Annotated in this window: 18 protein-coding genes and 4 tRNA genes; 13 read left to right on the top strand and 9 right to left on the bottom strand. The window is 38.1% G+C overall.

Annotated features, from left to right (window positions below):
* Positions 1-34: 34 nt before the first annotated feature.
* A complete protein-coding gene (locus FTV04_RS00190; protein ID WP_005008801.1) occupies positions 35-421 on the top strand; it encodes a carboxymuconolactone decarboxylase family protein in 387 nt (128 codons plus the stop codon).
* A 104-nt stretch (positions 422-525) separates the two neighbouring features.
* Here the strand turns inward: FTV04_RS00190 and FTV04_RS00185 are convergent, their stop codons facing one another.
* Together FTV04_RS00185 and FTV04_RS00180 are read right to left on the bottom strand one after the other, a co-directional pair.
* Positions 526-783 carry a hypothetical protein gene (locus FTV04_RS00185; protein ID WP_078191893.1) on the bottom strand — a complete coding sequence of 86 codons (258 nt, stop codon included), beginning with the start codon at positions 781-783 and terminating at the stop codon, positions 526-528.
* Positions 784-968: 185 nt separating this feature from the next.
* Positions 969-2,147: a trypsin-like peptidase domain-containing protein gene (locus FTV04_RS00180; protein ID WP_180088041.1), complete on the bottom strand. Its 1,179-nt coding sequence runs from the start codon at positions 2,145-2,147 to the stop codon at positions 969-971.
* Positions 2,148-2,316: 169 nt separating this feature from the next.
* On the opposite strand from FTV04_RS00180, the gene FTV04_RS00175 reads away from it, so the two are divergent.
* Positions 2,317-3,075 carry a Nif3-like dinuclear metal center hexameric protein gene (locus FTV04_RS00175; RefSeq protein WP_180004814.1) on the top strand — a complete coding sequence of 253 codons (759 nt, stop codon included), beginning with the start codon at positions 2,317-2,319 and terminating at the stop codon, positions 3,073-3,075.
* 156 nt (positions 3,076-3,231) lie between these two features.
* Positions 3,232-3,858 (top strand): superoxide dismutase, encoded by a 627-nt coding sequence (locus FTV04_RS00170; RefSeq protein WP_078192384.1) that lies wholly within the window; start codon positions 3,232-3,234, stop codon positions 3,856-3,858.
* Positions 3,859-4,185: 327 nt separating this feature from the next.
* Here the strand turns inward: FTV04_RS00170 and FTV04_RS00165 are convergent, their stop codons facing one another.
* Positions 4,186-5,529, bottom strand: a complete 1,344-nt coding sequence (locus FTV04_RS00165) for a hypothetical protein (protein ID WP_180022628.1) — start codon at positions 5,527-5,529, stop codon at positions 4,186-4,188.
* A gap of 506 nt (positions 5,530-6,035) precedes the next feature.
* On the opposite strand from FTV04_RS00165, the gene FTV04_RS00160 reads away from it, so the two are divergent.
* From FTV04_RS00160 to FTV04_RS00140, 5 genes are all read left to right on the top strand, one after another.
* A tRNA-Asn gene (locus tag FTV04_RS00160) sits at positions 6,036-6,111 on the top strand.
* A 5-nt stretch (positions 6,112-6,116) separates the two neighbouring features.
* A tRNA-Asn gene (locus tag FTV04_RS00155) sits at positions 6,117-6,192 on the top strand.
* Positions 6,193-6,408: 216 nt separating this feature from the next.
* Positions 6,409-6,484, top strand: a tRNA-Asn gene (locus FTV04_RS00150).
* Positions 6,485-6,740: 256 nt separating this feature from the next.
* Positions 6,741-6,816, top strand: a tRNA-Asn gene (locus tag FTV04_RS00145).
* Between the two features lie 22 nt (positions 6,817-6,838).
* On the top strand, positions 6,839-7,321 hold the full coding sequence (locus FTV04_RS00140; RefSeq protein ID WP_218949870.1) for a DUF2726 domain-containing protein: 483 nt from the start codon (positions 6,839-6,841) through the stop codon (positions 7,319-7,321).
* 75 nt (positions 7,322-7,396) lie between these two features.
* Here FTV04_RS00140 and FTV04_RS00135 read toward each other — a convergent pair whose 3' ends face one another.
* From FTV04_RS00135 to FTV04_RS00120, 4 genes are all read right to left on the bottom strand, one after another.
* On the bottom strand, positions 7,397-7,657 hold the full coding sequence (locus tag FTV04_RS00135; protein WP_168379169.1) for a hypothetical protein: 261 nt from the start codon (positions 7,655-7,657) through the stop codon (positions 7,397-7,399).
* Positions 7,658-7,839: 182 nt separating this feature from the next.
* Positions 7,840-9,300 (bottom strand): S9 family peptidase, encoded by a 1,461-nt coding sequence (locus FTV04_RS00130; protein ID WP_180088037.1) that lies wholly within the window; start codon positions 9,298-9,300, stop codon positions 7,840-7,842.
* A gap of 122 nt (positions 9,301-9,422) precedes the next feature.
* Complete coding sequence (gene ubiA, locus FTV04_RS00125) at positions 9,423-10,304, bottom strand: 4-hydroxybenzoate octaprenyltransferase (protein WP_180084131.1); 882 nt, start codon at positions 10,302-10,304, stop codon at positions 9,423-9,425.
* 22 nt (positions 10,305-10,326) lie between these two features.
* The gene (locus FTV04_RS00120) at positions 10,327-10,812 is read right to left on the bottom strand and encodes a chorismate lyase (protein ID WP_180022631.1); all 486 of its coding nucleotides are present in this window, start codon (positions 10,810-10,812) and stop codon (positions 10,327-10,329) included.
* A gap of 202 nt (positions 10,813-11,014) precedes the next feature.
* Here FTV04_RS00120 and FTV04_RS00115 point away from each other — a divergent pair, with 202 nt between their 5' ends.
* Positions 11,015-11,929: a polysaccharide deacetylase family protein gene (locus tag FTV04_RS00115; RefSeq protein WP_180022632.1), complete on the top strand. Its 915-nt coding sequence runs from the start codon at positions 11,015-11,017 to the stop codon at positions 11,927-11,929.
* Positions 11,930-12,013: 84 nt separating this feature from the next.
* Here FTV04_RS00115 and FTV04_RS00110 read toward each other — a convergent pair whose 3' ends face one another.
* Both FTV04_RS00110 and glnA read right to left on the bottom strand, forming a co-directional pair.
* Positions 12,014-12,292 (bottom strand): hypothetical protein, encoded by a 279-nt coding sequence (locus tag FTV04_RS00110; RefSeq protein WP_180022633.1) that lies wholly within the window; start codon positions 12,290-12,292, stop codon positions 12,014-12,016.
* A gap of 96 nt (positions 12,293-12,388) precedes the next feature.
* Entirely contained in the window at positions 12,389-13,804 is a 1,416-nt protein-coding gene (gene glnA, locus FTV04_RS00105; protein ID WP_171319222.1) for a type I glutamate--ammonia ligase, read from the bottom strand.
* Positions 13,805-14,692: 888 nt separating this feature from the next.
* Here glnA and FTV04_RS00100 point away from each other — a divergent pair.
* The 4 genes from FTV04_RS00100 (at position 14,693) to FTV04_RS00085 (ending at position 18,255) form a co-directional block, all read left to right on the top strand.
* Entirely contained in the window at positions 14,693-15,277 is a 585-nt protein-coding gene (locus tag FTV04_RS00100; protein ID WP_078190263.1) for an aminodeoxychorismate/anthranilate synthase component II, read from the top strand.
* Between the two features lie 18 nt (positions 15,278-15,295).
* A complete protein-coding gene (trpD, locus tag FTV04_RS00095; RefSeq protein WP_168379163.1) occupies positions 15,296-16,342 on the top strand; it encodes an anthranilate phosphoribosyltransferase in 1,047 nt (348 codons plus the stop codon).
* A 16-nt stretch (positions 16,343-16,358) separates the two neighbouring features.
* Complete coding sequence (gene trpC / locus FTV04_RS00090) at positions 16,359-17,165, top strand: indole-3-glycerol phosphate synthase TrpC (RefSeq protein WP_180088035.1); 807 nt, start codon at positions 16,359-16,361, stop codon at positions 17,163-17,165.
* Positions 17,166-17,271: 106 nt separating this feature from the next.
* Positions 17,272-18,255 carry a hypothetical protein gene (locus FTV04_RS00085; RefSeq protein WP_180088033.1) on the top strand — a complete coding sequence of 328 codons (984 nt, stop codon included), beginning with the start codon at positions 17,272-17,274 and terminating at the stop codon, positions 18,253-18,255.
* Positions 18,256-18,354 lie beyond the last annotated feature (99 nt).

Raw genomic sequence — 18,354 nt, 5'->3', positions numbered from 1 at the left:
GTACTGCAAAATTACATCACAGAGGGTTTGCTACATGTCACAACAAGATTATGAAAATGGCTTAAAAGTTCGTACTGAAGTTATGGGTGAAAGTTTCGTTAAACGTGCTCAAGACAATACCGTGCCATTTACTCAACCTTTGCAAGATTGGATTAATGAGCATGCATGGGGTTCAACTTGGCAGCGTGAAGGCGTTTTACCCCGTAAATATCGCTCACTGATTACTATTGCATTTTTAACAGCACAAAAAAGTCCGACAGAACTCAAAGGTCATGTCCGAGGTGCTTTAAATAACGGGGCGACTGTAGAAGAAATTCAGGAAGTATTACTTCATAGTTTGCCATATTGTGGTGCACCAGCGACTCAAGAAGCCTTTCGTGCGGCGCTTGAAGTCATTAACGACTATCAAAAATCTGAATAAGATACTGCGTTATAAAACAGTTTTAGAAAACTACGCTTAGCGTGGTTTTCTAAAGGGTTTCATCTTGTTTTTAACTTAGGACCTTAAATGCAGTGAATCCCGAATCAAATCCAGTAGACATTAAAATTATAGAAGAATTCATTCACTTCAAATCGAACTTGATATCCCAATTCTGTAAGCTCAGCAGATAAACTTCGAATCTCTTCTAAAGCTAAATGCTTGGGTAAAACCGTAAATACGGCGGTATTCCCCTGTTTGGCATTTTCCTCAATCAGCAAAGCCAAACGTGTCTTATATAAGGCGATATCTAAATTGGCTTGACTGGATAAAACTTTGGCATGTTCAGCGGGTAAAAAGCTCATATTCTTATACGCTTATCTGATTATTATTGCTTATAAATTAAGCCAAATTCAGCAAAGCGTGCAATGCATTTTTGTAATTGATATTTCAATTTCAAAGCGCATTGTTTGGCGCAAACGAAGCTCTTCAAAGCGATGTGCAAAAAAGGAACTCAAAAAAAATCCCTCATGAAGAGGGATTTTCTATGCTAGCGGGGTAATGGAATATATTGCGAGTCACTGTTTTGAGTTTGCGGTTTACGCTCTCCCACTTGTACCGGCAATGTCATCGCCTTTCCATCTCGCTCAATGTCAATTTGCATAGTGCTCAATGGCGCTTGTTGTGCAACGTAGTTGATTAAATGCGAAGTCGAGGTAATTAGCTCATTATTCACTTTCATGATTTTATCACCACGTTTTAAACCTGCTTGTGCTGCAGGTCCATTGCGAATGACATCTGCGACAATCACGCCATTCACCCGTGGATCTAAAATATTTTCTTGTTTAATTGGAAGTAAACTAATACCTAACCAACCACGTACCACTCGCCCATCTTTTAAAATAGCGTTCAGCACTTGTTGGCACACTTTTGCAGGAATGGCAAAACCAATCCCCAAAGAGCCACCTGACTGCGAGAAGATCGCGGTATTTACACCAATTAAGTTCCCTGCAACATCAATTAAAGCACCACCAGAGTTGCCGGGGTTGATCGCAGCATCTGTTTGAATAAAGTCTTCGTAAGTGTTGATTCCCAAATCTGAACGACCTGTAGCTGAGATAATCCCTTGCGTAACCGTCTGACCCACGCCAAAAGGGTTACCAATCGCTAGGACGACATCACCGACTTCATTGCCACTTAGCTTAAATGGCAAAACCGGTAATTGACTCATTTCAATCTTAATCACAGCTAGGTCTGTATCTGGGTCTGTACCCACAACTTTCGCTTCAGCACGACGACCATCATGTAAAGCCACAACGATCTGATCGGCCTGCGCAATCACATGGTTATTCGTCAAAATATAGCCATCTGGACGAACAATCACACCTGAACCTAAACTATTTTCGTTTTGATTGGTTTGATCTGGAAGTTGATTACCAAAAAACTCACGGTAAACCGGATCATTTAATAAAGGATGATCCAATTGTTTCACTTTTTGCGTAGTGAAAATATTGACAACCGCTGGAGCAGCAACTTTTACCGCAGCACTATACGAAACTACACCGCCTCTACGCGACGTATCAATGAGGGGCTCAACCTTTTCTGCAGGCATTTTAACCCCATCTGGGGCAATGGGTGCTTTAGGTTTTTGAACCTGTTGCCATGTAAAGAAACCGATGATCACAAGTATTAATAATACCCAAGGTAACCATGTAAAGGTCCGACGCACGTCTATATCCTCTAAATTTTATAATTCATTGATGGCTAAATAATTTATATCGTATTGTAATGTAATCTTTTCAACAAATTTATAAATAAACACAGAGATTTGTGATTCTTTAGTTACAATTTAAACAATCGTAAATTTTGATGCATCTTTTTGAGATTTTGGACAGTATATGGCTCAGTTAAGTGAAATTATTCAATGGTGTGACAGCACACTCAAAGCACATGAATTTAAGGACTATGCTCCCAACGGCTTGCAAATCGAAGGCTCAGCAGAAGTGCATAAAATTTTATGTGCAGTTACCGCGTCACAAACAGCGATTGAAGCCGCGATAGCAGCAAAAGCTGATTTGCTATTGGTACACCATGGTTATTTTTGGAAAGGTGAAGCTTACCCAATCACAGGTATGCGTGGCAAACGAATCAAAAGCCTGATCAAAAAAGATATTTCATTAGTTGGCTATCACTTACCTTTAGATAGTCACCCTACTTTAGGTAATAATGCAGCGATAGCAAATTTGCTCGAATTAGAGAATATTGAAGCCTTAGATCCTACTGAGCGCAATCCTATTGGTAATGTTGGTTATTTAAAACAAGCAATGACTCCAGCGGCGTTTAAAGACTTCGTTTCTGAAAAATTAGGATTTGATGTCATTCACCTGCCGGCAGATAAACCATCGATTCAAAAAATTGGTTTGTGTACGGGTGGCGCACAAGACTTTATTGGCAAAGCCGCTGCATTAGATTGTGATGCATACATTTCAGGTGAAGTGAGTGAACGTACTTTTTACGAAGCTGAAGAATTAAATGTGCATTATTATGCCTGCGGACATCATGCAACTGAAAGATATGGTGTACAACGACTCGCAAAAGCTATTTCAGAACAGTTCAATATTGAGTATAGTTATTTCGAATTAAACAACCCGATTTAATTTAAATCGTTCTGGTCTTTGGCTCAGTCCTTATACGTATATTTTCAGGCTTTATTCTGTATTGTTATTTATAAGCAATGCGCATTTTACTGCAAGAATCTATTACAATAACGGCACTTAATGTCAAAACCCAGCAAAATGCAAGGAATTGAAAACATGACAACGATTACTTTACCAGCGTTACCTTACGGTTACGAAGATCTTGCTCCGCACATCAGCAAAGAAACTTTAGAATACCATCACGACAAACACCACAATACTTATGTGGTTAACCTAAACAAAGCAATTGAAGGTACTGACCTTGCTGGCAAAACTTTAGAAGAAATCATCACTGCTGTTAAAGGCGATGCTTCTAAAGCTGGTATCTTCAACAATGCAGCTCAAGTATGGAACCACACATTCTACTGGAACTGTATGGCTAAAAACGGTGGCGGTAAAGCTACTGGCGCTTTAGCAGCTAAAATCGACGAAGCTTTTGGTTCTTACGAAAAATTCGCTGAAGAATTTGCAAATGCTGCTGCAACTCAGTTCGGTTCAGGTTGGGCTTGGTTAGTTGCTGACGAAGTAAACGGCAACCTTTCTATCCTTAAAACTTCAAATGCTGACACTCCACTTGCTCACGGTAAAGTTGCTGTGTTGACTATCGACGTTTGGGAACACGCTTACTACATCGATTTCCGTAACGCTCGTCCTAAATACATCTCTACTTTCTTAGAAAGCCTAGTGAACTGGGACTATGCAAACGCTAAATATGCAGGTCAAGCTGCTGGCGTTGAAAAATAAGTTTTAAAACTTATTCAAAAGTCAAAAAAATCACCCTTTTAGGGTGATTTTTTATGGGCTTAACAATTTTAAAATCTATAAAAATATATAAGCACTACTTTTTCTTGTTTTAGTTCAAGTGAAATTAAATAAAGTTATGCAACAAGGATTTTTTATTACACATGTTGCATGTTAAACATTTTAAAAATTTAAAATCCGTAGGTATGGCCTTTCCCAACACAAGATTCTGAAATTTATTAAAATTAAGGTGTTTTCAAATACTATGTATTAAATTAATTGTAGGAGAATTACCATAGTTATATTTTTGAGAGTATAACTACGCAATTATTACCTTAAGAGATCATTTACGCCTAAATGACCAAACTTGCCATTTATTAGACGACCATCATCTAACTGCACGTTTTTAAATTCTATAGTTCCCTCTGAATCATTGACAGTTACACCACTACAATGATTATTCGTCAATTTACAGTTCCATTTCAGATAGATATTCACATTTAATTGACCCTTCTGTGGTCTTTGATAAGCTACATTTACATTTTTAGTTATAGTATCGTATTTCACTGTGAACTCTAGATCAGATTGCTTATCTCGACTCATAAAACGATAATATTTACTTTCATTCTCTGCATATGCAACTGCTGAAACAGTTTCATCAATTTTAAAAACTTCATCTCCTGCAATGACTTGACCATAAGGAATTTTTTTCACAAAACCTCCAGATACTTTTAAGTCTGGAGAAGCAATATATTCAATAGGGTTAGTAAATAAGTTATTGATGAATTTAAAGGTCGTTATACCATTTTCATAATCTGTATTTAATATAAAATCTCGATTGAAGTATCCCTTATATATGTGCACATCTTTAGGTTGCTCATTACTGAAATAATTCCCCTCTGTTAAGATAAATCTATCGTGATCAAGATCCACAGGATTATTAAAATTAAAATAGTATTCTTTATCGGTCGTAAAACTTAAAACAGAACTAGTTTTCCAATCCAAAAATTTTTCTATTGTTGCAGGTTTACCATTAACAACTAAGTCTGATTCCGCATGATATTCATTAAATCGTTTGGTGTTCCACACTGGCCAATCAGAATTTACTTCAAACTTAACAGAGCCCTTAATTTTAGCTGTAGATGCAAAGCCAATATTATTTAAACGTCCTGCTATAGAACCATTTGCGTCTATAATAAAGTAAGTTTTACCATTACTCTGCTTTTCAATTTTATAAGAAAATGTATCGCTGCATGAATTTTGACATTGAACTCTCAGATACCCGTTATCATTCTCTGAATAGCTAAAAACTCCAACTTTATCGTCATTAGGATAAAAATAAAGACCCGCCAAATTATTAATATGGGCAGACAAATCATTGCTTGGTGTAAGAATTTCTAAATCCCACATATTATTGTTTGTAGCAGATGCTTCAATCACACTATCTGTGTGAAATGGTGAAAACTTGATGGTTGAGTGATTAGCAATGCCAGAATTTTCAATTTCAAAATAGCCATGCGTCAAATCTGGACTTAGTACAGTAGTTTCTTCAATAGGCTTCGGTACAGATGTTTCTGATGACGTTGGACTACTTTCTCCTCCCCCTCCACCACATGCGACTAATAAAATAGATAAAAGAGTTAAAGGGAATAATTTTCTTCTAAGGTGAAGCATATAAATCCTTGTTTAAAAAATAAATTTTTAAATTTTATAAAAATACTGAATTTAGACTACTTTTGTAAATATTCAATACCATTTCATAAAACAATGAAACTTTGCCTAGTTCTTATACAGGAAGCTAAGCCACTTGTGTACTTAGACGATTTTTTTATCTAAAAATTATTAAAAAAATCTGCTAATTAATTAAAAAAACTGGAATTTACTGACTAATTATTAACTATTTCAATATAATAAAGGTCATCCGAAATGACAGTACATACTTCTCTCAGCATGTTCAGAACTAGAATAGCGATCTAACGCAACCTTATCCACCATTCCATCCATCACTCTATTAACTATAATTGTTAAAGTATTCTGATAGGGTTTAACGCAACAAAAGCTTAAAATAATCAATAAATAAGCAAGAAACTCATCTTTGGATAATAAAAAAACATTTAAGCGCTTTATCTTTTATTTTTACTTGACCGCTTTAGCTTTCATCCCTAAAATGCGCATCAGATTCTCCAATAGCTCAGTCGGTAGAGCGACGGACTGTTAATCCGCAGGTCCCTGGTTCGAGCCCAGGTTGGAGAGCCATATATTCTTCCATAGCTCAGTCGGTAGAGCGACGGACTGTTAATCCGCAGGTCCCTGGTTCGAGCCCAGGTGGAAGAGCCAAATTCTAAAAAACCCACTCATTGCGAAGTGGGTTTTTTATCGCCAACTATTTAACAAAGCATACCTACTTTTTTGTTTTTGCTTTCCTAAAAGTATCCGTATATGTACCAAGTTGTCGGATTCGGCTATTTTTAAAACACTTAATTTGAATTTTCTGTATTTTATTTAAATCAGGCTTGACCACCCTGCCATACATCTTTAGAATCCGTTTCAGATTCTCCAATAGCTCAGTCGGTAGAGCGACGGACTGTTAATCCGCAGGTCCCTGGTTCGAGCCCAGGTTGGAGAGCCAAATTCTAAAAGCCCACGCATTATGTCGTGGGCTTTTTTTATGCTCTGACTTTTGTTTTAAGATAAGTATAACTTGCTCTATGACCTAAGCTATTCACTTAGCTCTCCGACCACATTAGAAAGAATAGTCAGAGCTTAAGTTTTAAAAACGCTTTATATTAAAGGTGTTTATATTTAATACATTCAGCCTAAATTTCCTTATTTTTTGCAATTCTGACTTGACCTCACTGCATTTGCCCCATAGAATGCGTGCAGATTCTCCAATAGCTCAGTCGGTAGAGCGACGGACTGTTAATCCGCAGGTCCCTGGTTCGAGCCCAGGTTGGAGAGCCAAATTCTAAAAAGCCCACGCATCATGACGTGGGCTTTTTTCATATATGTAGTTTATTCCGTGCCAGATCTAAGTCAGTTCATATTTTTTATTATTGGTTGCTTGGCAACTTTTGCCCTTGTCTGCTTAGTCTTTCCGAGACTGTTTAGAAGCAAACAAAAGTTTTTCCCACGTCGTGTAATCACTGCCTTTGAAAGTAAGATGTTTCATCGTTTAAATGAAGCATTTCCGGACTACCACATTTTAGCACAAGTGGCGTTTAGCGCACTGATCACCACTCAAAATTACAAAATCAGAAATAGATTTAATCGAAAAGTCACTGATTTTGTCATACTTGACCAAACTTATAATGTATTAGTGATAATCGAACTGGATGACCCCAGTCATATAGGCAAAGAGCAAGAAGATGCTGAACGTGATGCAATGCTTGAAGAAGCTGGCTACCGTGTAATCCGCTATACCAACATTCCAACAGTTCACACGCTCAGGCATGATGTAAATAAATAGTTGTTAAATACGTAAAGTACAATCAAACATTGGGTGAATGCGCATTGCATTCACATCCATAATGTAAGCAGAATTTTACTGAGCATTTGACTCTTGAGCAGCCAGCACTTCCGATACTGCTTGGTCAGCCTCAGCAGCCAAAGCCTCATCTTGTGCTTCTTTTGCTTTAATGCGCTCAATCATTTCAGCTTGTTGTTGCTTATATTTTTCTTGGTTTTTGGCATCACTATTGACTGCAAGAAAAGCCATACTGACCAAAAATATAGGAATCAATAGCCCAAGTGCCATCAAAATGATCATCTTTTTGGTATTGGGTTTTGGCTTTACTTCAGACATAACGATTCTTTCATTTACATAAATAATTCGACGCACAATATAGCAAAAAACAAAATTCGCTCAAGTCTTCATAACATTCTTTGCTCGAACTAACTGTGCCCCTCATTTTTAAGGATTGAATGATTAATAATCCAATATGCAAAAAAAAGGAGACATGCTCCTTTTTTTATTATTGAAAAAGCTTAGCTTGAAGCAGCTACCCCCTTACAATGTGGACTTTGGCTTGCATCTTTTTGCTCATTGGTTAAGACAATACCTGTACCTGCAGACATTTTAGCTTGAATAAATTCGACCGCTTGCGCATTTCTACAGATAATTGCCTGTGTATGACTTGCATTTGGCACAACGTCTAATTGATAACCTTCAGCATAATTTGCATCTGGGAAATACTTCTTCGCTTGTGTTTTCATATTTGCAAATAGCGCTTGCGTAACCACAGGAATAACTGCCTGATCATTTGCACCTTGAATAATATACACAGGCGCTTTAATTACTTTGGCAGCAGTAGCATTTGTCGCTGGCTGATTGTCAATTAAAAATTTCTGAACAACAGGATCGGTATCGATTTTATTCAAATCAATTCCATACTGTGAAACCGTATGCGTTGGATCTTTTAAGAATTCAATCACAGCTGCTTTAAACTGTTCTTGCAAACCATTTGCGCCATTTAGATCGGCATAACTTAAACATGCACCATCATCCCCTGTACGTCCATAGGCTTTTTCTGCAATAACACCAGCATCTGCAGTAAAGATATTTTTTAAATCATAATTTGGCTCATAGGCTTTAATACCCGAACTGGTCAATGCTGCATATGCCAAAAGCTCAGCATAGCCATCAGCAATTTGATCAATTAAAGCTTGTGCTTGAACCTCCGAAAGCTGCCCCATACTAAGTGCATAACGCACTTGTGCCAACTGTTCATCCAATCTATTCAATCCATGGGGTTTAGGTTGACCATTTGCATCAACATTTAGTTTTGGATCTAAATAGATCTTAATAATCGTGCCTAAACTCGACGCAGGTGCGGCTGCTACTGCACCTTTATAATTAGTATCGGTATTCGCAAATTCCGCCGTCCCTAAGGATGCATGACCACCTTGCGATTGACCAATCGACATCCACTGACCATTGAGTTGCTTACCATAATGTTCTTTTGCCGCTTTAACTGCAGTAAGCGCCGAATTTGCCGCACTCGATAAATTAAGGTATGGATGAACCCCCTTGGTTCCTAAACCCTCATAGTCTGGTGCCACAATTACATAACCTGCCGCCATAAGCGTGTTAGCTAGAATTTTAAAACGTGGATGAATTACATTTCTACTTGGCGCACACTCATCTCCTGCTCCGACTGTCCCATGCTCCCACACCACAACGCGATACCCATCTTTAGGTTGTGTAGCTTTTGGAAATAACACCAAGGCTGTTGCAGTCGCTGCTTTCCCCTGTACATTTGTCATGTTATAGGTCATGACTTTAATGGACGATGTATTGTCTACTGTATTGAAAGCATAATTTGCTTCAGACACAAATGTTGATTTTTGATTCGAAGATGATGAGTCATTATCATCGTCATTACACGCGGTTAAAGACAGCATAGAAACTGCAACTGTCAAAGCTAATGCTATTTTTGAACGTTTCATAAAATATCCTTTTTCATCATTATTCTTTAAACATGAAACTACATGCCTTTTTATTAATGCATAAAAAAAAGCACCCGAATAGGATGCTTTAGTTCAATTTAAACAGTTTCAGATCAATGACATTAAAGAGCCAATGCCATAAAAATTCCAATAAAAATCATAAACCCTACCCAACGGTTATGGCGAAACGCCCAAAAACATAACTGCGGATCACGGTCTTTAGTTTTAGTCCATTGGTAAATAAAATCGGCAGCCACAGCCAACATTGCAACTAAACCAAATGGCATCAAGAGATCTTCTAAATACAACGCAGAACCAATCAATACAATGCTTAGCGCCTGTAATAAAGAAATGATTTCAATATCGTATTTACCAAATAAAATCGCAGTCGATTTCACGCCAATTTTCAAATCATATTCACGGTCAGTAATGGCATATTGTGTGTCATACGCAACGGTCCACGCCAAATTACCAAAGTACAATAACCAGCAAGTCAAATCAGGTGTTTGCCCCACAGCGGTATAAGCCATAGGAATCGACCATGAAAATGCCGCACCTAAAAATACTTGTGGCAGATGCGTGTAGCGTTTCATAAAGGGATAAATGAACGCTAAAAACAATGCCCCAAAGGACCAATAAAAAGTTTCTATCGGTAAAAAGAACAACATACATGCGCTAGCAAGTACCAAGATCAAGAACACATATATGGCTTCTTTAGCACTAATCACTCCAGTGGCTAAAGGACGATGCTTGGTTCTTTCCACAGCACCATCGACTTTACGGTCAGCAAAGTCATTAATCGCACAACCTGCTGCACGCATAAATATCGTGCCCAAAATCATGGGAATCAAAATACTGAATTGCGGTGTTCCTTGATTGGCAATCCACAGTGCCCACATGGTTGGCCAAAAAACCAGTTCCGTGCCAATTGGCTTATCGAAGCGACATAAATAGTAATAAGCTTCTAAACGCTGCTGCCAAGTAATCTGTTGCACCACGGCCATGACTGTCCTTCATCTGGTAATGTTATTTCTGCAAATATTGCTCAAAACTCGCTAAAAAAGTTTCCTGAACTATAAATTTACAACCATGCCAAGTATAACAGCTCTGACGTGTCCAACCATCGTCTAGCCACAATACACGCCGCTCACACTTCGGATTGGTCCGTTGAAATAAAAAATGTCCGATGGGTTTTTTACCAATATGCCGAAAAATCCGCGCACGGCCTTGTATACTGAGGATTGGAAATATACTTTTTGCCTTGACCCACGGCTCAGCTTCACAGCCATATAAATAACTTTCACGTACCCAAGCTGTGTGCTGTATTGGCATTTGTAGCCACCGTGCATCTTGAAGCGTCATACGTTGAAATTGCTCAATACTTGGCTCAACCTTAAATACGCCTTGGGCAAAATCTGTTAATTGTTGAGTTAATGAACCCGAAGCATACAACCATGTTCTTAATTCAGGAGACATTCTTTTATCCCGCATTTCGCATGCTTGACGCTGCATATTCCATTTCCCTTATAACCATTTGCTGAGTATAGCGAATCCTTAGTGTAACCAACTCAATATAGTTTTTCATGACCCATAGCTTGTTTTCAGTAAAATGAACAAAACAAAACGGCTTAAGTACTTCATTACATTTGCAATCAACACAAACCTCACATACACAGTATGATGTCGTGGATAACCACTAAATTACACAAGCATAATGTTTCCATTTTACCCGCTACATGTTTTTATTTTTTTCGTTTTACTTTGTGCCAATATCACGGTTCAAGCAAAATCTATTGCACTCAGTTTTGATGATGGATTAAATCCAGTGTTTAACGCACAAGCGGAACAAATCAATGCCCAAATTTTAAAACATCTGCATGATCAACAAATCAAAACTATTGTCTTCCCTAGCCTGATTAAAATTGGCGATTATCAAGGTAAACAACTGATTCAAGCGTGGGGACAATCTGGCCATCTGATTGGCAATCATAGTGCACTGCACCAAAATCTGAATAAAGAAAATGTCACTGTACACGATTATCTGCACAGCATTGAACAGGCAGATACAGTGCTAAAAACGCTGCCGAATTACATCCGTATTTACCGTTATCCATTTTTAAAAGAAGGTAATAACGCTGAAAAACGTGATGCTGTCTATCACTGGTTAGAGCAGCATCAATACCGCATTGGCGGTGTGAGTATTGATGCCAGTGACTGGTTTTATAACCGGAAATATCTCGACTATGCCAAACAGCAAGACTTTGACAAATTAGAGCGTCTAAAACAAGCGTATATTGCTCACCTGCTTCACCGAGCGGATTATTATGACCAGCTTGCGCAGCTCACTTTACAACGTTCACCGCAGCATGTTTTGCTTTTACATGTAAATGCCATTAATGCCGCATTTTTAAAGGATGCCATTACTGCTTTTCAACAGCATGGCTGGACATTTATTTCAGCTGAGCGCGCCCTGCAAGACCCGTTATATGCACAGCACAGCCAAAACATCCCTGCGGGTGAAAGTGTAATTTGGTCCATTGCCAAAACAAAAGGATTAGAAAACTTACGCTACCCCGCCGAAGATGCGCCTTATGAAATCGACAATTTGAAACAGCATGGTTTGCAATGACGATTGGCAAATTTCTAGATATTCAATAAAAAATGACCTGCGACGTTGTAGGTCATTTTTTCAGTTCAATTTTTTAGTGTTGAATTAAAAGTTATCTGTCTTGGCAATGGCTTCAAACTTGCCTTGCGGCGTTTTAATCAGAACTAGTCCTTCGGTGGTAATATAAAAATTTTCAGGGTAATCAAACTCCAATGCTAGCTCTGGGTTTTTCAGTTCGACAAATTCAGCCTGCTTATAACCTTCAACGGTCCGCCCCACTTCCAAATAAGTCACTTCTGAGAAGTTGAGTTTAAATCCCTTTGCTTGATCCGCTGGATCAATCCAAGGAAAAAAACCGGTATGTTTTTTACGTGGTTTTGCCATGTTTAGATATTCATTCAAATCTTTGCATTATCTTAACCCATCTCATAAAAAAACCCGCACAAGGCGGGTCTTTTTACAGTGAAATTCTGTACAGAATTACAAGCTGTAGTACATGTCGAATTCAACTGGGTGAGTAGTCGTGTTAAGACGACGAACTTCTTCAGTTTTAAGTTCGATGTAGGCATCAAGCATTTCTTTAGTGAACACGCCACCTTTAAGAAGGTAATCATGGTCAGCTGCAAGAGCTTCAAGCGCCATATCTAAGCTATGAGCCACTGTAGGGATTTTAGCTTCTTCTTCAGGAGGAAGATCGTACAAGTTCTTGTCAGCAGCTTCACCTGGGTGGATCTTGTTTTGAATGCCGTCAAGACCAGCCATAAGAAGTGCAGCGAAACCTAAGTACGGGTTCATCATTGGATCTGGGAAACGTGCTTCGATACGTTTGCCTTTCGGGCTAGAAACGTAAGGAATACGGATAGAAGCTGAACGGTTACGTGCTGAGTAAGCAAGCATAATCGGTGCTTCGAAATGTGGAACTAAACGTTTGTACGAGTTAGTTGATGGGTTTGTGATTGCGTTCAATGAACGAGCGTGTTTGATCACACCGCCAATGAAGTACAACGCCATTTCTGAAAGACCAGCGTATTCATCACCAGCAAACAAGTTCTTGCCGTCTTTAGAGATCGACATGTGAACATGCATACCAGAACCGTTATCGCCAACCATTGGTTTAGGCATAAATGTAGCAGTTTTAGCATATTGGTGAGCAACGTTCCAAACAGCATATTTGAACTGTTGAACTTCGTCCGCTTTGCGAACCATAGTGTTGAAGCTTACACCGATTTCAAGCTGGCAAGATGCAACTTCGTGGTGATGTACTTCTACACGACCTGGGCCCATGATATCTTCGATTTTTGCACACATATCTGCACGCATATCTTGTGAAGAATCAACAGGAGGGACTGGGAAGTAACCACCTTTCACACGTGGACGGTGACCAGAGTTACCCGCTTCATAATCTTTACCAGTAGACCAAGCAGCTTCTTCAGCGATTAATGTGTGGCGCGCGCCAGACATATCGATGTCCCATTTTACTTCGTCAAAAACAAAGAATTCTGGTTCTGGACCAAAGAAAGCTGTATCACCGATACCAGTTGATTTTAGGTATTCTTCCGCACGGCGAGCAATAGAGCGTGGGTCACGTTCATAACCTTGACCAGTTGAAGGTTCGATAACATCACAAGTCACAACAACTGTAGCTTCTGCAAAGAACGGGTCGATAAAACAAGTTTCTGCATCTGGACGTAAGATCATGTCAGATGCTTCAATGCCTTTCCAACCAGCAATTGAAGAACCATCAAACATTTTGCCATCTTCAAACGTATCTTCGTCGATTGAATCTGCTGGGTAAGTTACGTGTTGTTCTTTACCCTTAGTATCAGTAAAGCGAAAATCGACCCATTTTGCGCCACTTTCTTGGATGAGTTGAAGGACCTTGTTCGCCATGCTCATTTTGCTCCGATGATTTTTTTGTGCACACTGAAGTGCGTGTTAGTAGTTGGTAGTTATTAAGCAATTACCGTACCAACTTTTAAAAGCCAAGCTAAAATATTGAATTCCTTATCAGAATAGAAGATTTTAACTCCTTGCTTTTCGACTATTATACTGTGTGTAACAGTAAATGCACCATATTCAGCCACTCTTCATCACTTTTGTTTAAAAACTTCTCGCAGGTGTATCAAAATAGTGCAACTTGGTTTTGCACTAGTATGCACCAAAATGATTAATCGCTTTCAACGATAAAATCATTGAGATTTTATCAAAGCTTTAAGATCGAATTTAAATACGAGAGAAACTAATGGTTTAGCTAGTTATAGATGGAAAAAAATCAGCGTAATCACTATATTCATAATCGATATTTAGATTTTTTGAGCCCGTAAAGTACCCATTTTTCGACGTTAATTTAACCATTTTGTTTTAATTTTAATCAATTTACCTTTACATTAATTGTGCTCCATTTTGGTGATTTTGCTTCAAAACGGTTCATATTTTTCCATCTAGAGCCTGAATTGCTATTTTTAACGACATCAAGCAGATCTTTTTAAAATATCAATTGAACATATTTTACCCACTTAAATTCAGCCTAATGTCTTGTTCAAATTAAATCCCAAATTTATAAGTCGAAAATTTATTGAAATGATTTCAGTTGCGATGAACTTTGGCGAAATTGTTCAGCAGAAATTGAATAATATTTGCTATGATTGGCTGCATTCTAAATATTTCACTATTTTTCTATTTAAAATATCCACACGATATTTGGGTCAATATACAACTATTTAGAATCATTTCGGACTATTCAGAGCACATTTAAGTGCATAAATTTCAAAGGTTAATACGCTCATGCTTTTGATGATCGACAATTATGACTCTTTTACCTACAACATCGTCCAATATTTTGGCGAGTTAAATCAAGAAGTAAAAGTTGTACGTAACGATGCCGTGACTTTAGAAGATATCGAGCGATGGCAACCGAAGTATTTAGTCATTGGTCCTGGCCCTTGTTCGCCAAGTGAAGCAGGTATTTCAATTCCTGCGATTCAACACTTTGCGGGAAAAATTCCCTTACTGGGTGTGTGTTTAGGCCACCAAGCCATAGGACAAGCTTTTGGCGGCGATATTATTCGCGCTAAAAAAGTGATGCACGGTCGTTTATCTGACATGTATCACAGCGATCAAGGCATTTTCAGCAACCTCCCTTCTCCATTTTCCGCAACGCGTTATCACTCTTTGGTGATTGATCAAGCGACTTTGCCAGAATGTTTAGAAGTGACCTGCTGGACCAATGAAGAAGATGGCACGATGGAAGAAATCATGGGCGTTAAACATAAGACATTGCCTGTCGAAGGCGTGCAGTTTCACCCTGAATCAATTCTTAGTGAACATGGTCATCAAATCTTTAAAAACTTCTTAGAAATTTACGCTTAATCGAGTGCAAAAAATATTATGAATATTCAACAAGCTTTAAATAACATCACGAAAAATATTGAACTCACTCAACCTCAAATGGAAGAAGTGATGCGTACCATCATGCAAGGTGAAGCGACCGATGCGCAAATTGGCGCACTCATGATGGGCTTACGCCAAAAAGGTGAAAGTATTGATGAAATCACTGCCGCAGCACGTGTAATGCGTGAATTTGCGATCAAAATCGATGTCAGTGATTTACCACATTTGGTAGATATCGTTGGCACGGGTGGTGATGGTCAAAACTTATTTAACGTCTCTACTGCGTCTAGTTTTGTCATTGCAGCAGCAGGTGCAACCATTGCTAAACATGGCGGTCGTGGTGTTTCATCAAAATCAGGCTCTTCTGATCTTTTAGAACAAGCAGGAATCAACCTTGACCTGAACATGCAGCAAACTGAACGTTGTATTCGTGAAATGGGCGTGGGTTTCCTCTTTGCACCTAATCATCATAAAGCCATGAAATATGCGGCTGGTCCACGTAAAGAATTGGGCTTCCGTAGCATTTTCAACCTACTGGGCCCGCTTACGAATCCGGCCGGCGTAAAACGTTTTGTGATTGGAGTTTTCTCTACAGAATTATGTCGTCCTATGGCTGAAGTTTTAAAACAGCTTGGTGCAGAACATGTCTTAGTGGTGCATTCTAAAGATGGTTTAGATGAAATTAGCCTTGCATCAAGTACTTATGTTGCAGAACTCAAAGATGGCGAAGTCACTGAATGGGAAATTCAGCCGGAAGCTGTAGATATCGAGTCGCAAACCTTAACGGGTCTATCTGTAGATAGTGCTGCTGAAAGTCTAAAATTGATCAAAGATGCTTTAGGTAAAAACAAATCTGCACTCGGTGATAAAGCCGCGAATATGATTGCCCTAAATGCAGGCGCAGGCATTTATGTTTCAGGCTTAACCAAAAGCTATAAACAAGGTGTTGCATTAGCACATGACATTATCTATGGCGGTCAAGCCTTAGAAAAAATGGGCATTTTGTCTGAATTTACGAAAACTTTAAAAGAATACGAAGCTTAAGATTAGGACACAGATCATGGTAGATATCGCCAATACAATTTTGGGTAAAATTGTTGAACGTAAAAAAGAAGAATTTGCAGCCCGTCTTAAACAACGTAGCTATAAAGATGTCGAAGAGCTAGCTCAAGCAGCTACACCTGTTCGAGGTTTTGCACAAAACCTCGGCTCTAAACGTCCGGGGGTGATTGCTGAAATTAAAAAGGCATCACCATCGAAAGGCACCATTCGTGAAAACTTTAACCCTGCTGAAATTGCGCAGCAGTATCAAGATGCTGGTGCGGCATGTTTGTCTGTTCTCACCGATGTGGATTTTTTCCAAGGTGCCGATGAAAACATTCAGATTGCACGTACGAACTGTGACTTACCTGCGCTACGTAAAGATTTTTTAATTGACCCTTATGGTGTAATTGAAGCACGCGCTTTACATGCGGACTGTATTTTATTAATCGTGGCTTGTTTGTCTGATCAACAACTCGAAGAAATGTCGAAAACTGCTTTTGAGCACAATCTCGACGTGTTGGTTGAAGTACATGACGAAGAAGAACTTGAGCGTGCAATGCGTCTTTCTGACAATTGTCTACTAGGCGTCAATAACCGTAATTTAAAAACCTTTGATGTTGACCTCAATACATCATTACGTTTGAAGAAGTTACTTGAGCCTTCTCGCCTGCTGGTGACAGAAAGCGGTATTGCAACACCTGCTGATGTCGCGATGATGCAAGAACATGACATTCATGCATTCTTGGTCGGTGAAAGTTTTATGAAGCAGCCACGCCCTGATCAGGCGTTTAAGGAGCTGTTTGGTGTGCCTGATAAAATATAAATGGAATATGTAGGGTGAGTTCGCTCACCCTTTTTCTCCTTTGCATCCATATTAAAAAAATTACACATCCTTTTTATAATTTTTATTCAATTGAGAATTAAAAATAATGAAGTCGATTATTGCTTCTACTCTTCTATTCATTTCATTAATCTTGGTTTCACTACACCAGATAAGTTGGGCAAAAAATATAACTCTGTATACAGGCTCACCGTATCTTATTGACCAAAATCATATCCTCTACTTTAATATTTCCACTATGCCCGAAGGCATCATTGCTGCTCAGATTGACCTAAATCAAATTTTTCCAAATATAAATACTCACGTGCTAAAGGGCAAAAATTATGTTTTCAATAAGAATCAAATTGAAATCATTAGTTATCAAGGCTTACCAATAGTCATTAATTTCTCAATCAATACTAAAAACAAGAATATTGAAAATTCAGCCTATTTTTCTATTTCTAAAGGACATAAAAATTCTTTATCAAAACCAATCAATATCAAATCTCACCCTATTTCCATGGAAAAATTAAATCATTTTGAACAGATTTTTTATAAAGATAATTCTCATTTATTGAAAAAGAATTTAGCTGATGAGCCATATTTAATAAATCTATTCATGTTCCATGCAGCAATAAATGATTTTGATGATATGAATGATTTTTTCCAAAATGCGATAAAGAACCTGACACAGAAAAATGATATTGATAATTATGAAAAAGCCAAAAATTTGTATCTTGAATATTTAAATTTTGGTGAAAACAATGAATTTTATGATACCACCTTAATTATGGCGGCAATCGAGCACACAGATATTTCTTTCATTAAAAAAATGAAGCTTAGAAAAATAAATGAACTTGTAGTAGATGAAGTTGAACCACAAACATATTATTTCACTAGATGCTCCCCATTAGGTAAAGCTATCCGCCTAAATCAATATCAGATAATTTCTTATTTACTTGAAAAAGGCGCTTCAACCGAAATCGTGTGTATTTCTAAATTTAATGAAGAACAATCAGCATTAGCTCTTGCAGAACAATATAAAAATAAAAAAGTTATTAAATTAATTAATTCAACTTTGAAGCCCAAATAGGACTTGTAATGAATTAAGAGATCTTCTTTATATAAAGTCTTTCCAGTTCAAATCAGTGCCATTTAAGGCTATAATTGCACTAAATTTTTGTATATTTCC

It is taken from the genome of Acinetobacter sp. YH12219 (genome assembly GCF_013417875.1).
Lineage (GTDB): Bacteria > Pseudomonadota > Gammaproteobacteria > Pseudomonadales > Moraxellaceae > Acinetobacter > Acinetobacter amyesii.
This window is presented reverse-complemented; position numbering and strand designations above follow the sequence as displayed.